4 protein-coding genes are annotated in these 18,753 nt (G+C 73.4%); all 4 read left to right on the top strand.

Annotation, left to right across the window (positions count from 1 at the left end):
- Window positions 1-245: 245 nt before the first annotated feature.
- The 4 genes from ABZZ17_RS28250 (at window position 246) to ABZZ17_RS28235 (ending at window position 18,518) form a co-directional block, all read left to right on the top strand.
- Entirely contained in the window at window positions 246-1,598 is a 1,353-nt protein-coding gene (locus ABZZ17_RS28250) for a lysine N(6)-hydroxylase/L-ornithine N(5)-oxygenase family protein (RefSeq protein WP_356879910.1), read from the top strand.
- 153 nt (window positions 1,599-1,751) lie between these two features.
- Entirely contained in the window at window positions 1,752-2,738 is a 987-nt protein-coding gene (locus ABZZ17_RS28245; protein WP_356879908.1) for an iron-siderophore ABC transporter substrate-binding protein, read from the top strand.
- A gap of 43 nt (window positions 2,739-2,781) precedes the next feature.
- On the top strand, window positions 2,782-18,312 hold the full coding sequence (locus ABZZ17_RS28240; RefSeq protein ID WP_356879906.1) for an amino acid adenylation domain-containing protein: 15,531 nt from the start codon (window positions 2,782-2,784) through the stop codon (window positions 18,310-18,312).
- Window positions 18,309-18,518, top strand: coding sequence for an MbtH family protein (locus ABZZ17_RS28235; protein WP_356879904.1), 210 nt, complete (start codon window positions 18,309-18,311; stop codon window positions 18,516-18,518). Before ABZZ17_RS28240 ends, ABZZ17_RS28235 begins: the two co-directional genes overlap by 4 nt.
- The last annotated feature ends 235 nt before the right edge of the window (window positions 18,519-18,753 follow it).

Here is an 18,753-nt window from a genome sequence, read left to right as displayed (position 1 = left end):
TTCCTCCTCAGAAGAGCGATTGATCCCGAAGGAGTAAAGCAAGCCTTACCTAAGGATGCAACGTGCCTGATTTTAGGCGTCGTTTGGGGCTGCAATCCACTATTTGTCCGCTTTGTCTGGTCGACAGGGTGCCGAGATCAGGTTAGCTTTACCTAAGTTCGCTGGGTTGCCGCTCGTCGGCGTGCCCTGCTCCACCTTCTTTCTTCAACGCCTCACAGGCGGCTGTCCCGCACGATCGGAGTGACATGTCACAGGCTCTTCCTGCTGACGCACCGGTGATCCACGACCTCATAGGCATCGGCTTCGGCCCGTCCAATGTGGCCATGGCGATTGCTCTCACCGAGCACAACGCACGCGTCGGACGGCAGGAGGCGGTCACTGCTCACTTCTTCGAGCAGCAGCCGCGCTTCGGCTGGCACCGCGGCATGCTGTTCGAAGACGCGACCATGCAGGTGTCCTTCATGAAGGACCTGGTGACGCTGCGGAACCCGGCGAGCGAGTACAGCTTCCTCTGCTACCTGCAGAGCCGGGGCCGCCTGATCGACTTCGTCAACCACAAGAACCTGTTCCCGCTGCGCGTCGAGTTCCACGACTACTTCGAGTGGGCCGCCGCCAAGGTCGACGACATGGTGTCCTACGGGCACGAAGTGGTCTCCGTGCGACCGGTCGTGCGCGACGGCGTCATCGAGTACGTGGACGTCACGGCCCGCTCCGGCGACGAGACGGTCACCCACCGGGCCCGCAACCTCGTGATCGGCACCGGCCTGCGGCCGTACATGCCCGAGGGCATCGACCGCACCGACCGCGTCTGGCACAACTCCGACCTGCTGCGCCGCGTCGACGAGCTGGAGGGCACCGACCCGACCCGCTTCGTCGTCGTCGGCGCCGGCCAGAGCGCCGCCGAGAACGTGGCCTTCCTGCACCGGCGCTTCCCCGAGGCCGAGGTCTGCGCCGTCTTCGCCCGCTACGGCTACAGCCCCGCGGACGACAGCAAGTTCGCCAACCGCATCTTCGACCCGGCCGCCGTGGACGAGTACTTCACGGCCCCCGGCGAGGTCAAGAGCAAGCTGATGGACTACCACGGCAACACCAACTACTCCGTGGTGGACATCGACCTCATCGACGACCTGTACCGCCAGTCGTACCAGGAGAAGGTCCTCGGCGAGGAGCGCCTGCGCTTCCTCAACGTCTCCCGCCTCTCGGACGTCGTCGAGACCCCCGACAAGGTCCTCACCACCGTCGAGTCGCTCGTCACCGGCGAGAAGACCCCGCTGGACGCCGACGTCGTGGTCTACGCGACCGGCTACCGGCCCGCGGACGCCTTCGGCCTCCTCGGCGAGGTCGAGGGGTACTGCCACCGCGACGGCGAGGGCCGGGTCAGCGTCGAGCGCGACTACCGCATCACGACCGACCCCGAACTGCGCTGCGGCATCTACCTCCAGGGCGGTACCGAGCACACGCACGGCATCACCTCGTCCCTGCTGTCGAACACCGCGATCCGGGTCGGCGAGATCCTGGACTCGGTGATCGAGCGCACCCCGAAGCCGGCCGTCGGCGAAGCCGAGCGCGTCGTCGACGGGATCGGAACGTCCCGCTAGGGCCACCGCCCGTCCCGTCCCCACCCCTCCTGCCCGGCAACGCCGTCCTGCCGGGCAGGCCTGGGCATGCACCGTGAAAACCCCGTGAAAGGAAAGCCCGTGTCCGTTGGGACCCGCCCCGCGCTGACGAGGATCGTCAGAAACTTCCCCCGCGTGGCCGTTGCAGCCGCCGCCGCCCTCGTCCTGAGCGCCTGCGGCGGTGGCACCGAGAAGACCGAGTCGAAGCCCTCCGGAGAGGCCACCGCGAAGTCCGCGGGATCCTTCCCGGTCACGGTCGACCACAAGTACGGCAGCACGACCATCACGGCCGAGCCGAAGAAGGTCGTCACCCTCGGTCTCTCGGACCAGGACGCCGTGCTCGCGCTCGGCGTGAAGCCGGTCGGCGCCGTCGCCTGGTTCAAGGAAGAGCCGTTCGGCAAGTGGCCGTGGGTGAAGGACCTGTGGGGCTCCACCCCGCCGCAGATCGTCGGCGAGCGCGACGAGTACAACATGGAGAAGATCGCGGCCCTCAAGCCGGACCTGATCATCGCCCAGTACTCGGGCATGAAGAAGGAGCAGTACGACACCCTGTCGAAGATCGCCAAGGTCGTCGCGCAGCCCAAGGGCGCCGAGGACTACCAGGCGTCGTGGCAGGTCATGACGAAGCAGATCGGCAAGGCGCTGGGCAAGGACGCCGAGACCGACAAGCTCATCTCCGGCATCGACGCCCGCTTCAAGGCCGTCCGTGACAAGCACCCGGAGTGGAAGGACAAGACGGTCGCGGTCGGCGAGCCCTACGAGCCCGGCAAGTTCTCCGCGTTCGCCCCGAAGGACCCGAAGGTCGCCTTCCTGACCGAGATGGGCTTCACCACCTCCGAGGCCTACCGCACCGCGCTGGGCAAGGACGTCATCGCCGACCTCAGCTTCGAGCGCTTCGACGTGATGGAGGCCGACCGCACCGTGTGGCTCGGCACCGCCGAGACCGAGGCGTCCCTGAAGTCCGACCCGCTGTACCAGAAGACCAAGGTCAACCAGGAGAAGCGGGACGTCTTCCTGCCCTACGAGGGTCCGGACGTCGGCGCCGCGCTCTCCTTCAACACCGTGCTGAGCATCCCGTACGCCGTCGACCAGGTCGTGCAGAAGCTCGAAGCCATCAAGTAACACCCCAGCACTGACGCACGACCAGGGAAAGGCCTTCTGAACGATGTTTGACGCCGAGTCGGACCGGATTCCTGCCACCGGGACACCCGTCACCGGTGGGCAGTCCGGAATTTGGCTTGCTCAGCAGATCGAGCCGGACAGCTCGGCCTTCAACGTCTCGTTCACCCTGGAACTGCGCGGTGACGTCGACCTCGACCACCTGACCGCCGCCGTGCGGCAGGTGGTCGAGGAAGCGGACTGCCTCCACGTCGTCTTCGAGACGGCCGAGGACGGCAGCCCCCGCCAGCTTCCCCGCCGCCACCCCGCCGACATCACCGTCGTCGACCTGCGCGCCGAAGCCGACCCCGAGGACGCCGCCTGGGAGTGGATGGGCGCCCGCCGCGCCCGCCCCCTGGCCCTCGCGGACGGCCCCCTGTTCTCCCACAGCCTGCTCCGCCTCGCCGACGACCGCGTGCTGTGGCACCAGTGCTACCACCACCTCGTCATCGACGGCCTGAGCATCGGCCTGCTCTCCCGCCGCGCGGGCGAGATCTACACCGGCGCCCGCCCCGTCGCCCCCGTCGCATGGGACGTGACCCGCCTCGCCGCCTCCGAGCAGGCCTACCGCGCCTCCGAGGCGTACGACGCGGACCGCGCGTACTGGCTGGAGCGCTTCGCGGACCGGCCGCAGCCGGTCCGCCTCGTCGAGCCGGGCCAGAAGATCATCACGCACCGCTTCCGGCGCACGACCGAACTCACCGTGGCCGACACCGACCGCCTGAAGGCCGCCGCCCAGGTTTCCGGCGTACGGGTGTCGCGCCTGCTGGTCGCCGCCGTGGCCGCCTACCTGCACCGCACCACCGGCGAACAGGACCTCGTCCTCGGCCTGCCCGTCACCAGCCGGCAGGACCGCTCCCTCCTGGGAGTCCCCGGCATGGTCTCCAACATCGTGCCGCTGCGGCTGTCCGTACGCCCCGGCATGACCGTCGGCGAGCTGCTGACCCAGACCGACGAGCGCATCGCCGAGGCCGTCGCCCACGGCCGCTACCGCTCCGAGGACCTCGCCAAGGAGCTCGGCCTCGTCGAGGGCGTGCCCGAACTCGTCGGCCCCACCGTCAACATCCTGCCCGGCACCGACTGGCTGCGCTTCCGCGACCACTACTCCGACCTGCGCCCCCAGTGGCTCGGCGCGGTCAGCGACCTCGCCGTCACCGTCGGCGAGTCCGTCCGCGGCGCCGTCCGCATCCTCTTCGACGCCGACGCCGACCAGTGCACGGAAGACGGCCTCGTCGCCCACCAGGAGCGCTTCGGCACCCTCCTGGAAGGCTTCGCCGGTGACCCCGCCCGGCCCATCGGCCACCTCGAACTCACCACCGCCTCGGAACGCGCCCTGCTGCTGGTGGACTTCGGGGTCTCCCCGAGCGAGTCCCCCGAACTGTCCTGGCCGGCCGCCTTCGAGGCGCAGGTCCGACGCAGCCCGCAGGCCGTCGCCCTGGTCTGCGAGGACACCGAGCTGACCTACGCGCAGCTCGACGCCGACGCCAACCGGCTCGCCCGCCTGCTCGCCGCCCGCGGCGTCGGCGCCGAGGACGTCGTCGGCGTGGCCCTGCCCCGCTCGCCCGAGCTCGTCACCGCCCTCCTCGCCGTGATGAAGGCGGGTGCCGCCTACCTGCCGCTCGACTCCGACCACCCGCAGGACCGCCTCGCCTACATGCTCGACGACGCGGGCGCCCGTACGGTCGTCACCGCGCGCGAACAGGCCGAGGGCCTGCCGGAGCTCCCGGACCTGACCCTCGTCCGGCTCGACGACGCCGGGACCGCCGCCGCCCTCGCCGCCCAGGACCCGGCCCCCCTCGGCCTGGACATCCCGCTCGACCGGGCCGCGTACGTCATTTACACCTCCGGCTCCACCGGCCGCCCCAAGGGCGTCGTGGTGCCCCACGACGGCGTCGGCAGCCTCATCGCCACCGCCACCGAGCGCATCGGCATCACCGCCGACAGCCGGGTCGTCCAGTTCGCGTCCGTCGGCTTCGACGTGACCGTCTGGGACCTGATCATGTCCCTGTGCGTCGGCGGCCGGATCATCGTCGTCCCCACCGAACGCCGCGTCGCCGGACCCGCCCTCACCGACTACATAGCCGCGCACCGGGCGACCCACATGATCCTGCCGCCCTCCCTGGTGTCGGCGCTGCCGCAGGACTGCGAACTCCCCGAGGGCGCGGTCCTCGTCGTCGGCACCGAGGCCGTGCCGAGCGAACTCATCGCCCGGTGGTCCCACCGCCTCCAGATCGTCGTCGCCTACGGCCTGACCGAGGCGAGCGTCAACTCCACCCTGTGGTCGGCCCGCCCGGACTGGCAGGGGCCCGTCCCGATCGGCGAGCCCGACCCCAACACCCGCGCCTACGTGCTGGACTCCGCGCTGCGGCCCGTCCCCGTCGGAGTCGAGGGCGAGCTGTACGTCGCCGGCCGCGGCCTGGCCCGCGGGTACCTCGGCCGCTTCGGCCTGACCTCCGAGCGGTTCGTCGCCGACCCGTTCGGTGAGCCCGGCACCCGCATGTACCGCACCGGCGACCGCGTCCGCTGGACCATCGAGGGCAACCTCGACTTCCTCGGCCGCGCCGACGGCCAGATCAAGATCCGCGGCCACCGCATCGAGCCCGGCGAGATCGAGAGCGCCTTCATGGCCTGCTCCGGCATCGCCCAGGCGGCCGTCCTCGTCCGCGAGGACCAGCGCGCCGCCAAGCGGCTCGTCGCCTACCTCGTCGCCGACGCCTCCCTGGACGCCGCCGCCGCCGAGGCGGCCGTCACCGCCGCCCGCGCCGAGGCCGCGCAGGGCCTGCCCGACTACATGGTGCCCTCGGCCGTCGTCCGGATGGACGGCCCGCTGCCCCTGACGCCCAACGGCAAGCTCGACGCCCGCGCCCTGCCCGACCCGCAGTGGACCGCCATGACCGGCGACGCGGCCCCCACCACCGAGGCCGAGGCCGCCCTCGCCGCCCTCGTCGCCGACGTCCTCGGACTGCCCTCGGTCGGCGTCCACGACAGCTTCTTCGAGCTCGGCGGCGACAGCATCGTCGCGATCCAGCTCGTCACCCGCGCCCGCGCCGCCGGTCTCGCGATCAGCCCCCGCGAGGTGTTCCGCCTCCGCACCGTCGCCGCCCTCGCCCGCGCCGCCGGGGACGCCCCCGCGGCACCGCAGGCCACCGCCGCGCTGCCCGAGCCGTTCTCCCTGGTCCCGCTCACCCCCGGGGACCGCGCCGAGTTCGCCGACGGGCTCGGCGAACTCCTCGACGTGGTCCCGGCCACCCCGCTCCAGGAAGGATTCTTCTTCCACGCGGCCATGGACCGGGGCGGCGCCGACGGGTACGCCGTCCAGGACACCGTCGAACTCGGCGGCGACGTCGACCCCGAAGCACTCAAGGCCGCCGTCCAGCGCCTCCTGGACCGCCACCCGCTGCTGCGCGCCGCCTTCCGCCAGCACCCCGACGGCCCCGTCGTCCAGGTCATCGGCGCCGACGTGGCCGTGCCCTGGCAGTTCACCGACCTGACCGGCCGGGACGCGGCGCGGCAGGCCGCCGCCGTCGAGGAGATCGCCGCCGCCGAACGCGGCCGCGGCTTCGACCTCGGCGCCCCGCCGCTGATGCGCGCCGCCCTCGTCCGGCTCGACGCGCGGCGCTCCCGGCTGATCCTGACGATGCACCACATCATCGTCGACGGCTGGTCCGTCTCCCTGGTCATGCGGGAACTCCTCGACGGCTACCGCCCCGGCGCCCCCGCCGCGGCGACCGCACCCGACCCCGCCTACCGCGCCTACACCGGCTGGCTGGCCGGCCGCGACCGCGAGCTGGCCCGCGCCGCCTGGCGGGAGGCCCTCGCCGGACTCGACGCGACCGACGGACTCCCGTTCCGGGCCGGCGAGAGCGCCGGAACCGGAACCGGCCGGATCACCCTGGAGCTGAGCGCCGCGGCGACCGAGGCGCTCACCGCCCGGACCCGCCGCCTCGGACTCACCCTCGCCGCCGTCGTGCAGGGCGCGTTCGGCCTCGTCCTCGGTGACGTCGTCGGCGCCCAGGACCTGGTCCTCGGCACCACCGTCTCCGGCCGCCAGGCCCCCGTGGAGAACATCGAGTCCCTCGTCGGGCTGCTCATCAACACCGTGCCCGCCCGCCTGAGCTGGCGCCCCGAGCAGCCCCTCGCCGAGGTCCTGGCCGCCTTCCAGGACGGCCAGGCCGAACTCCTCGACCACCAGCACCTCGGACTCTCCGAGATCCAGCGGGCCGTCGGCCGCGGCGACCTGTTCGACGCGCTCGTCGTGGTGGAGAACCTGCCCGAGGCCGGCGAGGTGTCCGACCCGCAGGGCCTGATCCGGATCCTCGGATCCGAGATCCACGACTCGGTGCACTACCCGCTCGCCCTCACCGTGCTGCCCGGAGAAACGCTCCGGCTCCAGCTCGACCACGACCCCGCCCGCCTGGACGCCCGCGCCGCCGCCCGCTTCGCCGGCCGCCTGCGCGCCCTGCTGGAGCAGGTCACCGCCGACCCGGAGCTCCCCGTCGGCCGGCTCGCCGCACAGTCCGAAGACGAGCGGCGGGCCACCCTCGCCGCCCTCGCCGGAGCCGACCGGCAGCTGCCCGCCGGCACCGTGCACGGCGCGTTCGAGGAACAGGCGCGCCGCACCCCCGACGCCGTCGCCCTGATCGACGAGGACGGCCACACCTCCTACGCCGAACTCGACGCCCGCGCCGGGGCGCTGGCGCTGCGGCTGGCCGCCCTCGGGGTGGCCGCCGAATCGGTCGTGGCCGTCGCCGTGCCCCGATCCGCCGCCTCCCTGACCGCCCTCCTGGCCGTCATGAAGGCCGGCGCCGCCTACCTGCCCGTCGACGTGGACTACCCCGCCGACCGGGTCCGCCACATGCTGTCCGACTCCGGTGCCCGCACCGTCGTCGCCACCGAGCGGTCCCTGGCGAAGCTGCCCGCCCTCGACGGCGTCACCCCGGTCCTGATCGACGGCGCCGACGCCGCCGGGACCGCCCCGGCCGCACTCGCCCCCGTCGACCCGGACGGCGCCGCGTACGTCATCTACACGTCCGGATCCACCGGCCTGCCCAAGGGCGTGGTGGTCCCGCACCAGGCCGTCGTCGGCCAGCTGGCCTGGACCGCCGCCGAGTTCGGCTTCGGGCCCGGCGAGCGGGTGCTGCACCAGTACTCGACCAGCTTCGACCCCTCCGTCCAGGAGATCTTCGTACCGCTGATCACCGGCGGCACCGTCGTCATCGCCAAGCCCGACGGCCACCGCGACCCGGCCTACCTCGCCGAGCTGATCCGCGCCGAACGGGTCACCAACGTCGACCTGGTGCCCTCGCTCTACACCGCCCTCCTCGCCGAAGAAGCCGACGGAGCCCCCTGGTGGGCGAGCCTGCGCCGCGCCTTCAGCGGCGGCGAGGCCCTGCCCGTCCCGCTCGCGCGGCGCTGGCGGGAACGCACCGGCGTGCCCCTGCACAACGTGTACGGGCCCACCGAGGCCGTCATCCAGGTCACCAGCTGGCAGGCCGGCACCGAGTCCGCCGACGCGGCCACCGTGCCCATCGGCCGGCCCGTCTGGAACACCCGGCTGCACGTCCTCGACCGGTACCTGCGCCCGGTCGCCCCGGGCGAACCGGGCGAGCTCTACCTCGCGGGCGCCCAACTCGCCCGCGGCTACCACGGACGCACCGCGCTCACCGCGGAGCGATTCGTCGCCGATCCGTTCGGCACTCCGGGTGCGCGCATGTACCGCACCGGAGACATGGTCCAGTTCAGCGCGGACGGCGTGCTCACCTACCTCGGGCGCACCGACCACCAGGTCAAGATCAGGGGAAACCGAGTGGAACTCGGGGAAATCGAAGCCCGCCTGCGGGACGAGCCGGCCGTCGGGGACGCGGTGGTCGTCGCCCGCGACGACGAGCGCGGAGTCAAGCAGCTGGTGGCCTACCTGGTCCCGGAGCAGGGCGGCCGTGCCGACGCCCTCGACACCGAGGCCGTGCGCGCCGCACTGACCGCGAAGCTGCCCGCGCCGATGGTGCCCAGCCACTTCGTCGCCCTCGACGCGCTGCCGCTCACCCCGGGCGGGAAGACCGACCTGAAGGCCCTGCCGGCCCCCACGGTCCGCCGCAAGGCCGCCGGCCGCACCTCCCGCGAAGGACGCGAGCAGCAGCTCTGCACGATCTTCGCCGAGGTCCTCGGCCTCGACGCGGTCGACGCCGACGAGGACTTCTTCATGCTCGGCGGCGACAGCATCCTGTCCATGTCGGTCGCCAGCCGGGCCCGCAAGGCCGGCCTGTCGGTCAGCCCCCGCGAGGTCTTCGAGCACCGCACCCCGGCCGCCCTCGCGGCCGCCACCGGCGCCGCCGACACCGCGGCCGCCCCGGCCGCCGACACCGACGGCGTCGGCGACATCACCCTGCTGCCGATCGTCCACCAGCTCCGCGAAGACGGCGGGCCCATCGGCCGGTTCAACCTGTCGATGCTGCTCCAGTCGCCCGCGGCCGCCGACGCCGACACCCTGGCCCGCGTCCTCCAGGCCGTACTCGACCACCACGACGGCCTGCGCACCCGCCTCACCCGGATGGACCTCGGCCCGGCCATCCCGGCCCTGTGGTCCGCCGTCACCACCCCCGCCGGCAGCGTGGACGCCGCCGGCCTGCTGCACCGCGTCGACGCCGCCGGCCTCGACGAGGGCGCCCTGCGCGCCCTGATCACCACCGAGTCCGACGCGGCCGCCGGCCGCCTCGACCCCGACACCGGCGCGATGGTCCAGGCCGTCTGGTTCGACGCCGGCCCCGGCGTGCCCGGCCGCCTGCTGCTCGTCGTCCACCACCTGGTGGTCGACGGCGTGTCCTGGCGCGTCCTGCTCGGCGACCTCGCCGCCGCCTGGGAGGCCGCCGCCCGGGGACAGCGGCCCGAGCTGGAACCCGTACCCTCCTCGCTGCGCCGCTTCGCCCGGGAGATCGCCGAACAGGCCACCTCCCCGCAGCGTCAGGCCGAACTCCCGTACTGGGCCAAGACCCTGGCTCCCGGCGCCGAGCTGGTCCCGGGCGCCGACCGCAGCGGCACCGCCGGCTCCGCGCAGGACCACACCGTCACCCTCTCCACCGAGGAGACCCGCGCCCTGCTGACGGCCGTCCCCGCCACCGCGGGCGCCGACGTCACCGAGGTGCTCCTCGCCGCCCTGCGCCTGGCGGTCTCCCGCTGGCACGCCGACCGCGGCGCCGTCGCCTCCGGGGACCTCCTCGTCGACCTGGAACGCCACGGCCGCGACGGCACCGGCCTGGACCTGTCCCGCACCGTCGGCTGGTTCACCGGACTCCACCCGGTGCGCCTGCCCGCCGCCGACGGCGCCCTGGACACCCTCAAGGCCGTCAAGGAGTCGGTCCGCTCGGCCCCCGACTCCGGCGCCGGATACGGCATGCTGCGCTACCTCAACCCGCAGCTCGCCCCCGTGTTCGCCCAGCTGGCCACCGCCCAGGTCCTGTTCAACTACTTCGGCCGGCTCCCCGCCGACCAGGCCGTCGACTGGGCCCCCGCCGCCGAGTCCGACGCCCTGTCCGTGGAACCGGACGCGGGCCTGGCCATGCCGTACCCGCTCCAGATCAACGCGGTCTGCGCCGAAACCCCGCACGGCCCCGAACTGCGCGCCACCTGGACCTGGCCGGCCGGCCGCGCCCTCGGCGAGGACGACGTCCGGGCCCTCGGCCTGGCCTGGGCCGAAGCCCTGCGCGAACTCATCGCCCAGGCCGCCGGCTCCGGCCCCGCCACCGGCACCCTGACCCCCTCCGACCTGCCGCTCGTCCAGCTCACCCAGACCGAGATCGACCGGGTCGCGCAGGTCAGCCCGGTCCCCGTCGCCGACATCTGGCCGCTCTCCCCCCTCCAGGAGGGCATCCACTTCCACGCCAGCTACGACACCGACGGCCTGGACGTCTACACCGCCCAGGACTGCTTCGACTTCGGCCACCGCCTGGACCTGGACCGGCTGCGCGCCGCCTGCGCCACCCTGCTCGCCCGCCACCCCAGCCTGTGCGCCGGCATCACCTCCGACGGGCTGCCCGCCCCGGTGCAGTTCGTCGGCCCGGCCGCCGAGGTCCCCGTACCGCTCACCGAGACCGACCTGACCCACCTCACCGAGGAGCAGCGCCAGGCCCGCCTCACCGAGATCGCCGACGCCGACCGCCTGCGCCGCTTCGACCTGGCCGCGCCCCCGCTGTTCCGCCTCCAGCTGATCCGGCTCACGGAGAACGCCGACCGGCTGATGCTCAGCCACCACCTGGTGGCCTGGGACGGCTGGTCCCAGTCCCTGTTCCTCGACGAACTGCTCGCCCTCTACGCGGCCGCCGGCGACGACACCGGCCTGCGCACCCCCGGCAGCTACCGCGACTACCTGACCTGGCTCGCGGAGCAGGACTTCGACGCCGCCCGCGCCACCTGGCGCACCGCGCTCGCCGGACTCGACGAGCCGACCCTGGTGGCCCGCGGCCGCGGCGGCGACCCGACCATCCCGCGCCGCCACGCCCTCGACCTCGGCGCCGACCTCAGCGACCGGCTGCGCGGCTCCGCCCGCGAACACGGCCTCACCATCAACGCGGTCCTCTCCGCGGCCTGGGCCCTGGTGCTGTCCGCCGCCGTGGGCAGCGACGACGTGGTGTTCGGCGCCACCGTCGCCGGCCGCCCGGCCGAAGTGCCCGGCGCCGACACCACCATCGGCATGTTCCTCAACACCGTCCCGCTGCGGATCTCCCTGCGCCCCGAGGAGACCGTCGCACAGCTGCTGCGCCGGGTGCAGTCCGAGCGCATGGCGCTCATGGACCACGAGTACCTGGGCCTGGCCGAACTCCAGCGGGCCGGCGGCCACCCCGTCCTCTTCGACACCCTGTACGTGCTCCAGAACTTCGCCGACGAGGGCGCCTTCCGCGAACTCACCGACCGGCACGGCATCACCGGGGTGGGCAGCGTCGACGCCACCCACTACCCGATGACCCTCATCGTCAACCCGGCCGAGCGGGTCCAGGTCAAGCTGGAGTACCGCCCCGACCTGATCGACGACGAGCAGGCCGCCGCCACCCTCAACCGCTACCGGACCCTGGTCGAGCGTCTCCTCGGCGACCTCGCCGCCCCCGTCGGCACCCTGGACCTGCTGCTCCCCGACGAGCACGCCGCCCTCACCGGCGCCTGGGCGGCCAGCAACGAGCCCGTCCCGAACGAGACCGTCGCCGACATGCTCGCCACCCAGGTGGCCCGCACCCCGGACGCCGTCGCCCTCGTCTTCGGCGACACCGCCCTCACCTACGCCGAACTCGACGCCCGGATCAACCGCACGGCCCGGCTGCTGCTGGCCCGCGGAGCCGGCCCGGAGCGGACCGTCGCCCTGGCACTGCCCCGCTCCATCGAGATGGTCGTCGCCCTGTTCGCGGTCCTGCGCACCGGCGCCGCCTACCTGCCGCTCGACCTGGACCACCCGGCCGACCGGCTCCGCCTGATGGTCGAGGACACCGGCCCGCTGTGCCTGCTCACCACCCTCGCCGTCGCGCCGACCCTGCGCGGCGAGTCCGGCCCGCTCGCCCCCGAGGTCGCCCTGGACGACCCGGCCGTCACCGCCGAACTGAGCGCCCTCCCGGGCGACGAGGTCACCGACGCCGAACGCCCCGCGTTCGCGCACTCGGTCGAGGGCCGCCTGGAGCACCCGGCCTACGTCATCTACACCTCCGGCTCCACCGGCAAGCCCAAGGGCGTCGTCACCCCCTACCGGGGTCTGACGAACATGCAGCTCAACCACCAGGTCGAGGTGTTCGACCCGGCGATCGCCTCGGCCGGCGGACGCCGCCTGCGCATCGCGCACACCGTCTCCTTCGCCTTCGACATGTCGTGGGAGGAGCTGCTCTGGCTCGTCGAGGGCCACGAGGTCCACGTCTGTGACGAGGAACTGCGCCGCGACGCCGAGGCCCTGGTCGCCTACTGCGACGGCAACCGCATCGACGTCGTCAACGTCACTCCCACCTACGCCCAGCTGCTGATCGAGGAAGGCCTCCTCGACCAGGACGAGAGCACCGGCAAGCACCGGCCCGCGCTGGTCCTGCTCGGCGGCGAGGCCGTCTCCGACACCGTGTGGACCCGCCTCGCCGACACCGAGAACACCTACGGCTACAACCTGTACGGCCCCACCGAGTACACGATCAACACCCTCGGCGGGTCCACCGCGGACAGCCCGACCCCCACCGTCGGCCGGCCCATCCGCAACACCCGCGGCTACGTCCTCGACGCCATGCTGCGCCCCGTCCCGCCCGGCTGCCCCGGCGAGCTGTACATCGCCGGCACCGGCCTGGCCCGCGGCTACCACGACCGGCCCGGCCTCACCGCCGAGCGGTTCGTCGCCGACCCGTTCGGCGCGCCCGGCGAGCGCATGTACCGTACGGGCGACCTCGTACGGCAGCGCCCCGACGGCCTGATCGACTTCCTCGGCCGCACCGACGACCAGGTCAAGATCCGCGGCTACCGCATCGAGCTCGGCGAGATCTCCACCGCCCTGTCCGCGCACCCCGAGGTGGCCCACGCCGCCGTCGTCGTGAACGAGCAGGCGGCGGGCAAGCGCCTGGTCGGCTACGTGGTCCCCGAGGAGGGCGCCGAACGCGGCGAGGCCCTCGTCCAGAGCCTGCGGGAGCACCTCAAGGCCTCCCTGCCCGACTACATGGTCCCGGCCGCCCTGGTGGCCGTGGACACCCTGCCGCTGACCGTCAACGGCAAGCTCGACACCAAGGCCCTGCCCGCCCCCGAGTTCGCGGGCGCCGGCACCGGCCGCTCCGCGCGGACCCCGCAGGAGGAGACCCTCTGCGCGCTGTTCGCGGAGGTCCTCGGCCTCGCCGAGGGCAGCGTCGGCATCGACAGCAACTTCTTCGAGCTCGGCGGGCACTCGCTGCTCGCCACCCGCCTGGTCGCCCGGGCCCGTACCGCGCTCTCCGCGGAGCTGGCCATCCGGGACCTCTTCGAGGCCCCGACCGTCGCCGAACTCGTGGAGCGCGCGGCCGGCTCGCAGGGCGACGCACGCCCCGCCCTGGTGGCCGGCGAACGCCCCGACGAGCTGCCGCTGTCCCACGCCCAGCAGCGCCTGTGGGTCATCCAGCAGATGGAGGAGACCTCCGCCGCGTACAACTTCCCGCTGGTCATGCGGCTGCGCGGAGACCTCGACCTCGACGCCTGGCGGGCCGCCCTCGCCGACGTCACCGACCGCCACGAGGCCCTGCGCACCCTGTTCGCCGAGCGCGACGGCCGGGCCTACCAGAGCGTCCTGCCCGCCGGCCAGGCCCAGCCGCCCGTCGAGCACCTGCGCGCCACCGAGGACGAGGCCCGCGCCCTGGTCGACGCGGCCATCAACCGGCCCTTCGACCTCGCGACCGAGCTGCCGCTGCGCGCCACGGTCATCGAGGTGGCGCCCGGCGAACACGTCGTCGTGATCCTCCTGCACCACATCACCACCGACGAGTGGTCGGACCGGCCCTTCCTCGGCGACCTGGCCGCCGCCTACGCCGCCCGCCGCTCCGGCGCCGCACCCGCCTGGGAGCCGCTGCCCGTCCAGTACGCCGACTACGCGCTGTGGCAGCAGAAGCTGCTCGGCGACCCGGCCGACGCGCAGAGCCTGGCCGCCCGCCAGCTCGACCACTGGCACCGCACCCTGGACGGCGCCCCCGAGGAACTGGACCTGCCCACCGACCGGCCGCGCCCGGCCCGCCCCGCCTTCACCGGCGCCGAACTCGACGTCGAGTTCGACGGCCCGGCCTACCAGGGCCTGAAGCGGCTGGCCAAGGACAACGGCGTCAGCATGTTCATGGTGGTCCACGCGGCCGTCGCGACCCTGCTGCACCGGCTCGGCGCCGGTACCGACATCCCGCTCGGCTCGCCCATCGCCGGCCGCGGCGACGAAGCCCTCGACGACCTCGTCGGGTTCTTCGTCAACACCCTGGTCCTGCGCACCGACCTCGGCGGCGACCCGACCTTCACCGAGCTGCTCGCCCGGGTCCGCGACACCGACCTGGCCGCGTTCTCGCACGCCGACGTGCCCTTCGAATCCGTCGTGGAGAAGCTCAACCCGACCCGCTCGCTGGCCCGCAACCCGCTGTTCCAGGTGATGGTCGGCTACCACGCCCGCACCGAGGGCGAACTGGACCTGGCCGGCCTGGGCGTGGAGTACGTGCCCTTCCGGATCCGCTCCGCCAAGTTCGACCTGGTGTTCAGCTTCACCGAGCAGACCGCCGCCGACGGCGAGACGGGTTCCCTCGTCTGCCGTCTGGAGTTCGCCACCGAGCTCTTCGACCAGGAGACCGCCGAGCGGATCGGCGAACGGCTGGCCGTCCTCACCGGCGCCCTCGCCGCCGCCCCCGACCTTCCCGTGTCCGCCGCCCCGCTCCTCGTGGGCGACGAGCGGAGCCTCGTCCTGGAAGGCTTCAACGGCGGCCCCCGCGAGGTCGACGAGCTGTCCCTGCCCGAGCTGTTCGCCCGGCACGTCGCCGAGCGGCCGGACGCGGTCGCCGTCGTCGACCGCGGCACCCGCCTCGACTACGCCGCGCTGGACGCCCGGTCCAACCGGATCGCCCACCTGCTGGCGGCCCAGGGCGTCGGCACCGAGAGCGTCGTCGGCGTGGCCGTGCCCCGCTCGGCCGACATGATCGCCACCGTGCTGGCGGCCCTGAAGCTGGGCGCCGCCTTCCTGCCGCTCGACCTGGTCCACCCCGCGGACCGGCTCGGCTACATGATCGAGGACTCCCGGACGACCCTGGTCGTCGGCACCGAGCCCGTGGCCGGGAAGATCCCCGCCACGGACGTCCCGGTCCTGCTGCTCGACGAGCCCGGCACCGCCGCCGCACTGGAACTGCAGCCCGAGACCGCCGTCCCCGCCCCGCGGGTGGCCCTCGACCAGGCCGCGTACGTCATCTACACCTCCGGCTCCACCGGCCGCCCCAAGGGCGTCGTCGTCCCCCACGAGGGCATCGCCAGCCTGGTCGCCACCGCGGTCGACCGGATGGGCCTCGAAGCCGACAGCAGCGTCCTGCAGTTCGCCTCCATCGGCTTCGACGTGTTCGTCTTCGAACTCGCCATGGCGCTGTGCCACGGCGGACGGCTCGTGCTCATCACCGACGAGGCACGGGTCGCCGGACCGGCGCTCACCGACTTCCTCGCCGAGCACCGCATCAGCCACATGATCCTGCCGCCGTCGCTGGTGTCCGCCCTGCCCGCCGGCTGCGCACTCCCCGAAGGATCGACCGTCCTGGTCGGCACCGAGACCGTGCCGCCGGACCTCTTCGAGCGGTTCGGCGCCACCGCGAACCTGATCTGCGCCTACGGCCTCACCGAAGCCACCGTCAACTCCACCCTGTGGGAGTCCCGCGACGCCCACCTGAGGCCCGGAGCCCGCGTGCCGATCGGCATCCCGGACCCCAACACTCTCGCCTACGTCCTGGACGACCGGCTCCAGCCCGTCCCGCCCGGCGTGGTCGGCGAGCTGTACGTGTCCGGACGCGGCCTCGCCCGCGGCTACCTCGGCCGGTTCGGGCTGACCGCCGAGCGGTTCGTCGCCGACCCGTTCGGCGCCCCCGGCAGCCGCATGTACCGCACCGGCGACCGCGCCCGCTGGCGCCGCGACGGGAACCTCGACTTCCTCGGCCGCGTCGACACCCAGGTCAAGATCCGCGGCTTCCGCATCGAACTCGGCGAGATCGAGGCCGCGCTCGCCGGACACCCGGCCGTCAGCCAGGCCACCGTCGTCCCCGACCGGGCCGGAGACATCGTCCGCCTCGTCGGCTACGTCGTCCCCGAGAACGGGGCCCTCGACCCGCTGGACGTACGGGCGCACGTCGCCGGCCGGCTGCCCGAGTACATGGTGCCCGCGCTCGTCGTCGCCCTCGACGGGCCGCTGCCGCTGACCCCCAACGGCAAGCTCGACCACAAGGCGCTGCCCGCGCCCGACTGGTCCGGCATGACCGGCGGGGCCCGCCCGGTGGGCGCCACCCAGGCGAGGCTGGCCGGACTGTTCGGCGAGATCCTCCAGCTGGAGGAAGTCGGCGTCCACGACAACTTCTTCGCCCTGGGCGGCCACTCCATGGCCTCCATGCGCCTGCTCGGCCGCATCCGCGCCGAGTTCGGCGTCGAGCTCAGCATCCGTGACGTCTTCGACGCCCTGACCGTCGCCGGCCTCGCCGCCAAGCTCGACGGCGCGGCCGCCGCCCGCCCGGCCCTGCGCCCGGCCGGCACCCGCCCCGCCGGCGAAGCGGCCGCCCCGGCGCCCGTACAGCGCTGGCAGTGGAACGCGTACCGGCGCTGGGACGGTTTCGACCACGGCCTGGTGCTCCGCTCTCCCGGCGTCCTGGACCCGGCCGCCCTGGCCGCCGCCCTCGACGACGTGGTCACCCGCCACGAGCCGCTGCGCACCCGCTTCACCGAGCAGGACGGCGCCGTGCGCCGCGAACCCGCCGGGCACCCGGTGCTGGAGGCGGAGCACTGCGCCGACCTCGACACCCGCCTCGCCGAACTCGCCGCGCAGCACCCCGACCTGACCCGCGAGGCACCGCTGCGGGCCCGGCTGCTCACCGCCGCCTCGGGCGAACAGGCCCTGCTGATCACCGCGCACTACCTCGCCGTCGACGAATGGTCCGTGGTCCCGCTGTTCCGCGACCTCACCGCCGCCTACGAGGCGCGCGAGCAGGGCCGGACCCCGGCCTGGGAGCCGCTGCCCGTCAGCTACTCCGACTACGCGGCCTGGGCCGAGGAGGTGCTCGGCGACCTCGCCGAACCCACCAGCCCCGGCGGCCGCCAGCTCGCCTGGTGGCGGCAGAACCTGGACGGCATCCCCGGGCAGCTCGCGCTGCCCGCGGACCGGCCGCGCCCGCAGGCCCCGGACGTCCGCGGACCGGGCGGCGACTACGTCTCCTTCGTCCTGGACGAGCAGCTCCACGCCGACGTGGACACCCTCGCCCAGTCCACCGGCACCAGCATGTTCATGGTGCTGCACTCGGCCCTGTCGGCCCTGCTCACCGCCCACGGTGCGGGCACCGACCTGCCGATCGGTACGATGGTCGCCGGCCGGGGCGAAGAGCAGCTCGCCGACCTCGTCGGCTGCTTCTTCAACACCGTGGTGCTGCGCACCGACACGGCGGGGGACCCCACCTTCGCCGAACTGCTGGGCCGGGTGCGGGAGACCACGCTCAGCGCCCTGGACCGGCAGGACGTCCCGTTCGACGCGGTCGTCCGTGCCACCGCGCTGCCCGCCGAGGGCCCGCAGGTCATGGTGATCCACCACGAGCAGGCGGACCTCGGGCAGCTGGAGGGCGGCGTGGGCTCCTTCCACGCCGTGCCGACGGGCTCGGCGAAGGCGGAGCTGACGCTCAGCTTCTACGAGCCGCGCGGCGACGGACCGGTGCACTGCGAACTGATCCACGCCACCGACCTGCTCGGCCGGGCCAAGGCCCGCCAGCTCGCCGAAGAACTTCACCGGCTGCTGCGCCATGTGGTCGCCGAACCCGGACAGCCGCTCTCGGAGCTGTTCACCGTTATGTCCATGAGGAGTGAGAACGCATGACCACCAACCCGTTCGAGGACCCGCAGGGCCGCTTCCTGGTCCTCGTCAACGACGAGAACCAGCACTCGGTGTGGCCGTCCTTCGCCCAGGTGCCGGCGGGCTGGCGGACCGTGTTCGGCGAGGACACCCGGGACGCGTGCCTGACGTACGTCGAGACCAACTGGACCGACCTGCGCCCCGCGAGCCTGGTCGCCCAGCAGGCCTGACCCGCCGGCGCCACGAAGCCGCCCGCGATGAGGAACCCCTCACCGCGGGCGGCTTCCGCGTGTTCCGGGCCGGGACCGGTACCCCCGTACGCCCGTACGCCCCGCTCGGGGGCGGGCCGTTCACGGCGCGCGGTGCCCGGGGGAGCGGGGCGGGGCAGCGGTGCCCGGGGCCGTGCGCACCTCGCGGTGCACCGCGGCGCGGTGAACCCGCCGCCGGGGCGGCGCGGCCGGCCCC

The organism is Streptomyces sp. NPDC006512, from assembly GCF_040611935.1.
GTDB lineage: Bacteria > Actinomycetota > Actinomycetes > Streptomycetales > Streptomycetaceae > Streptomyces.
The sequence above is the reverse complement of the archived record's forward strand: the minus strand, read 5'-3'. Positions and strand labels throughout refer to the sequence as shown.

Bases quoted from the DNA above. Each gene is read 5' to 3' on its own strand.
- ABZZ17_RS28250 (WP_356879910.1), top strand. From the start codon at position 246: ATGTCACAGGCTCTTCCTGCTGACGCACCGGTGATCCACGACCTCATA.
- ABZZ17_RS28240 (WP_356879906.1), top strand. From the start codon at position 2,782: ATGTTTGACGCCGAGTCGGACCGGATTCCTGCCACCGGGACACCCGTC.
- ABZZ17_RS28235 (WP_356879904.1), top strand. From the start codon at position 18,309: ATGACCACCAACCCGTTCGAGGACCCGCAGGGCCGCTTCCTGGTCCTC.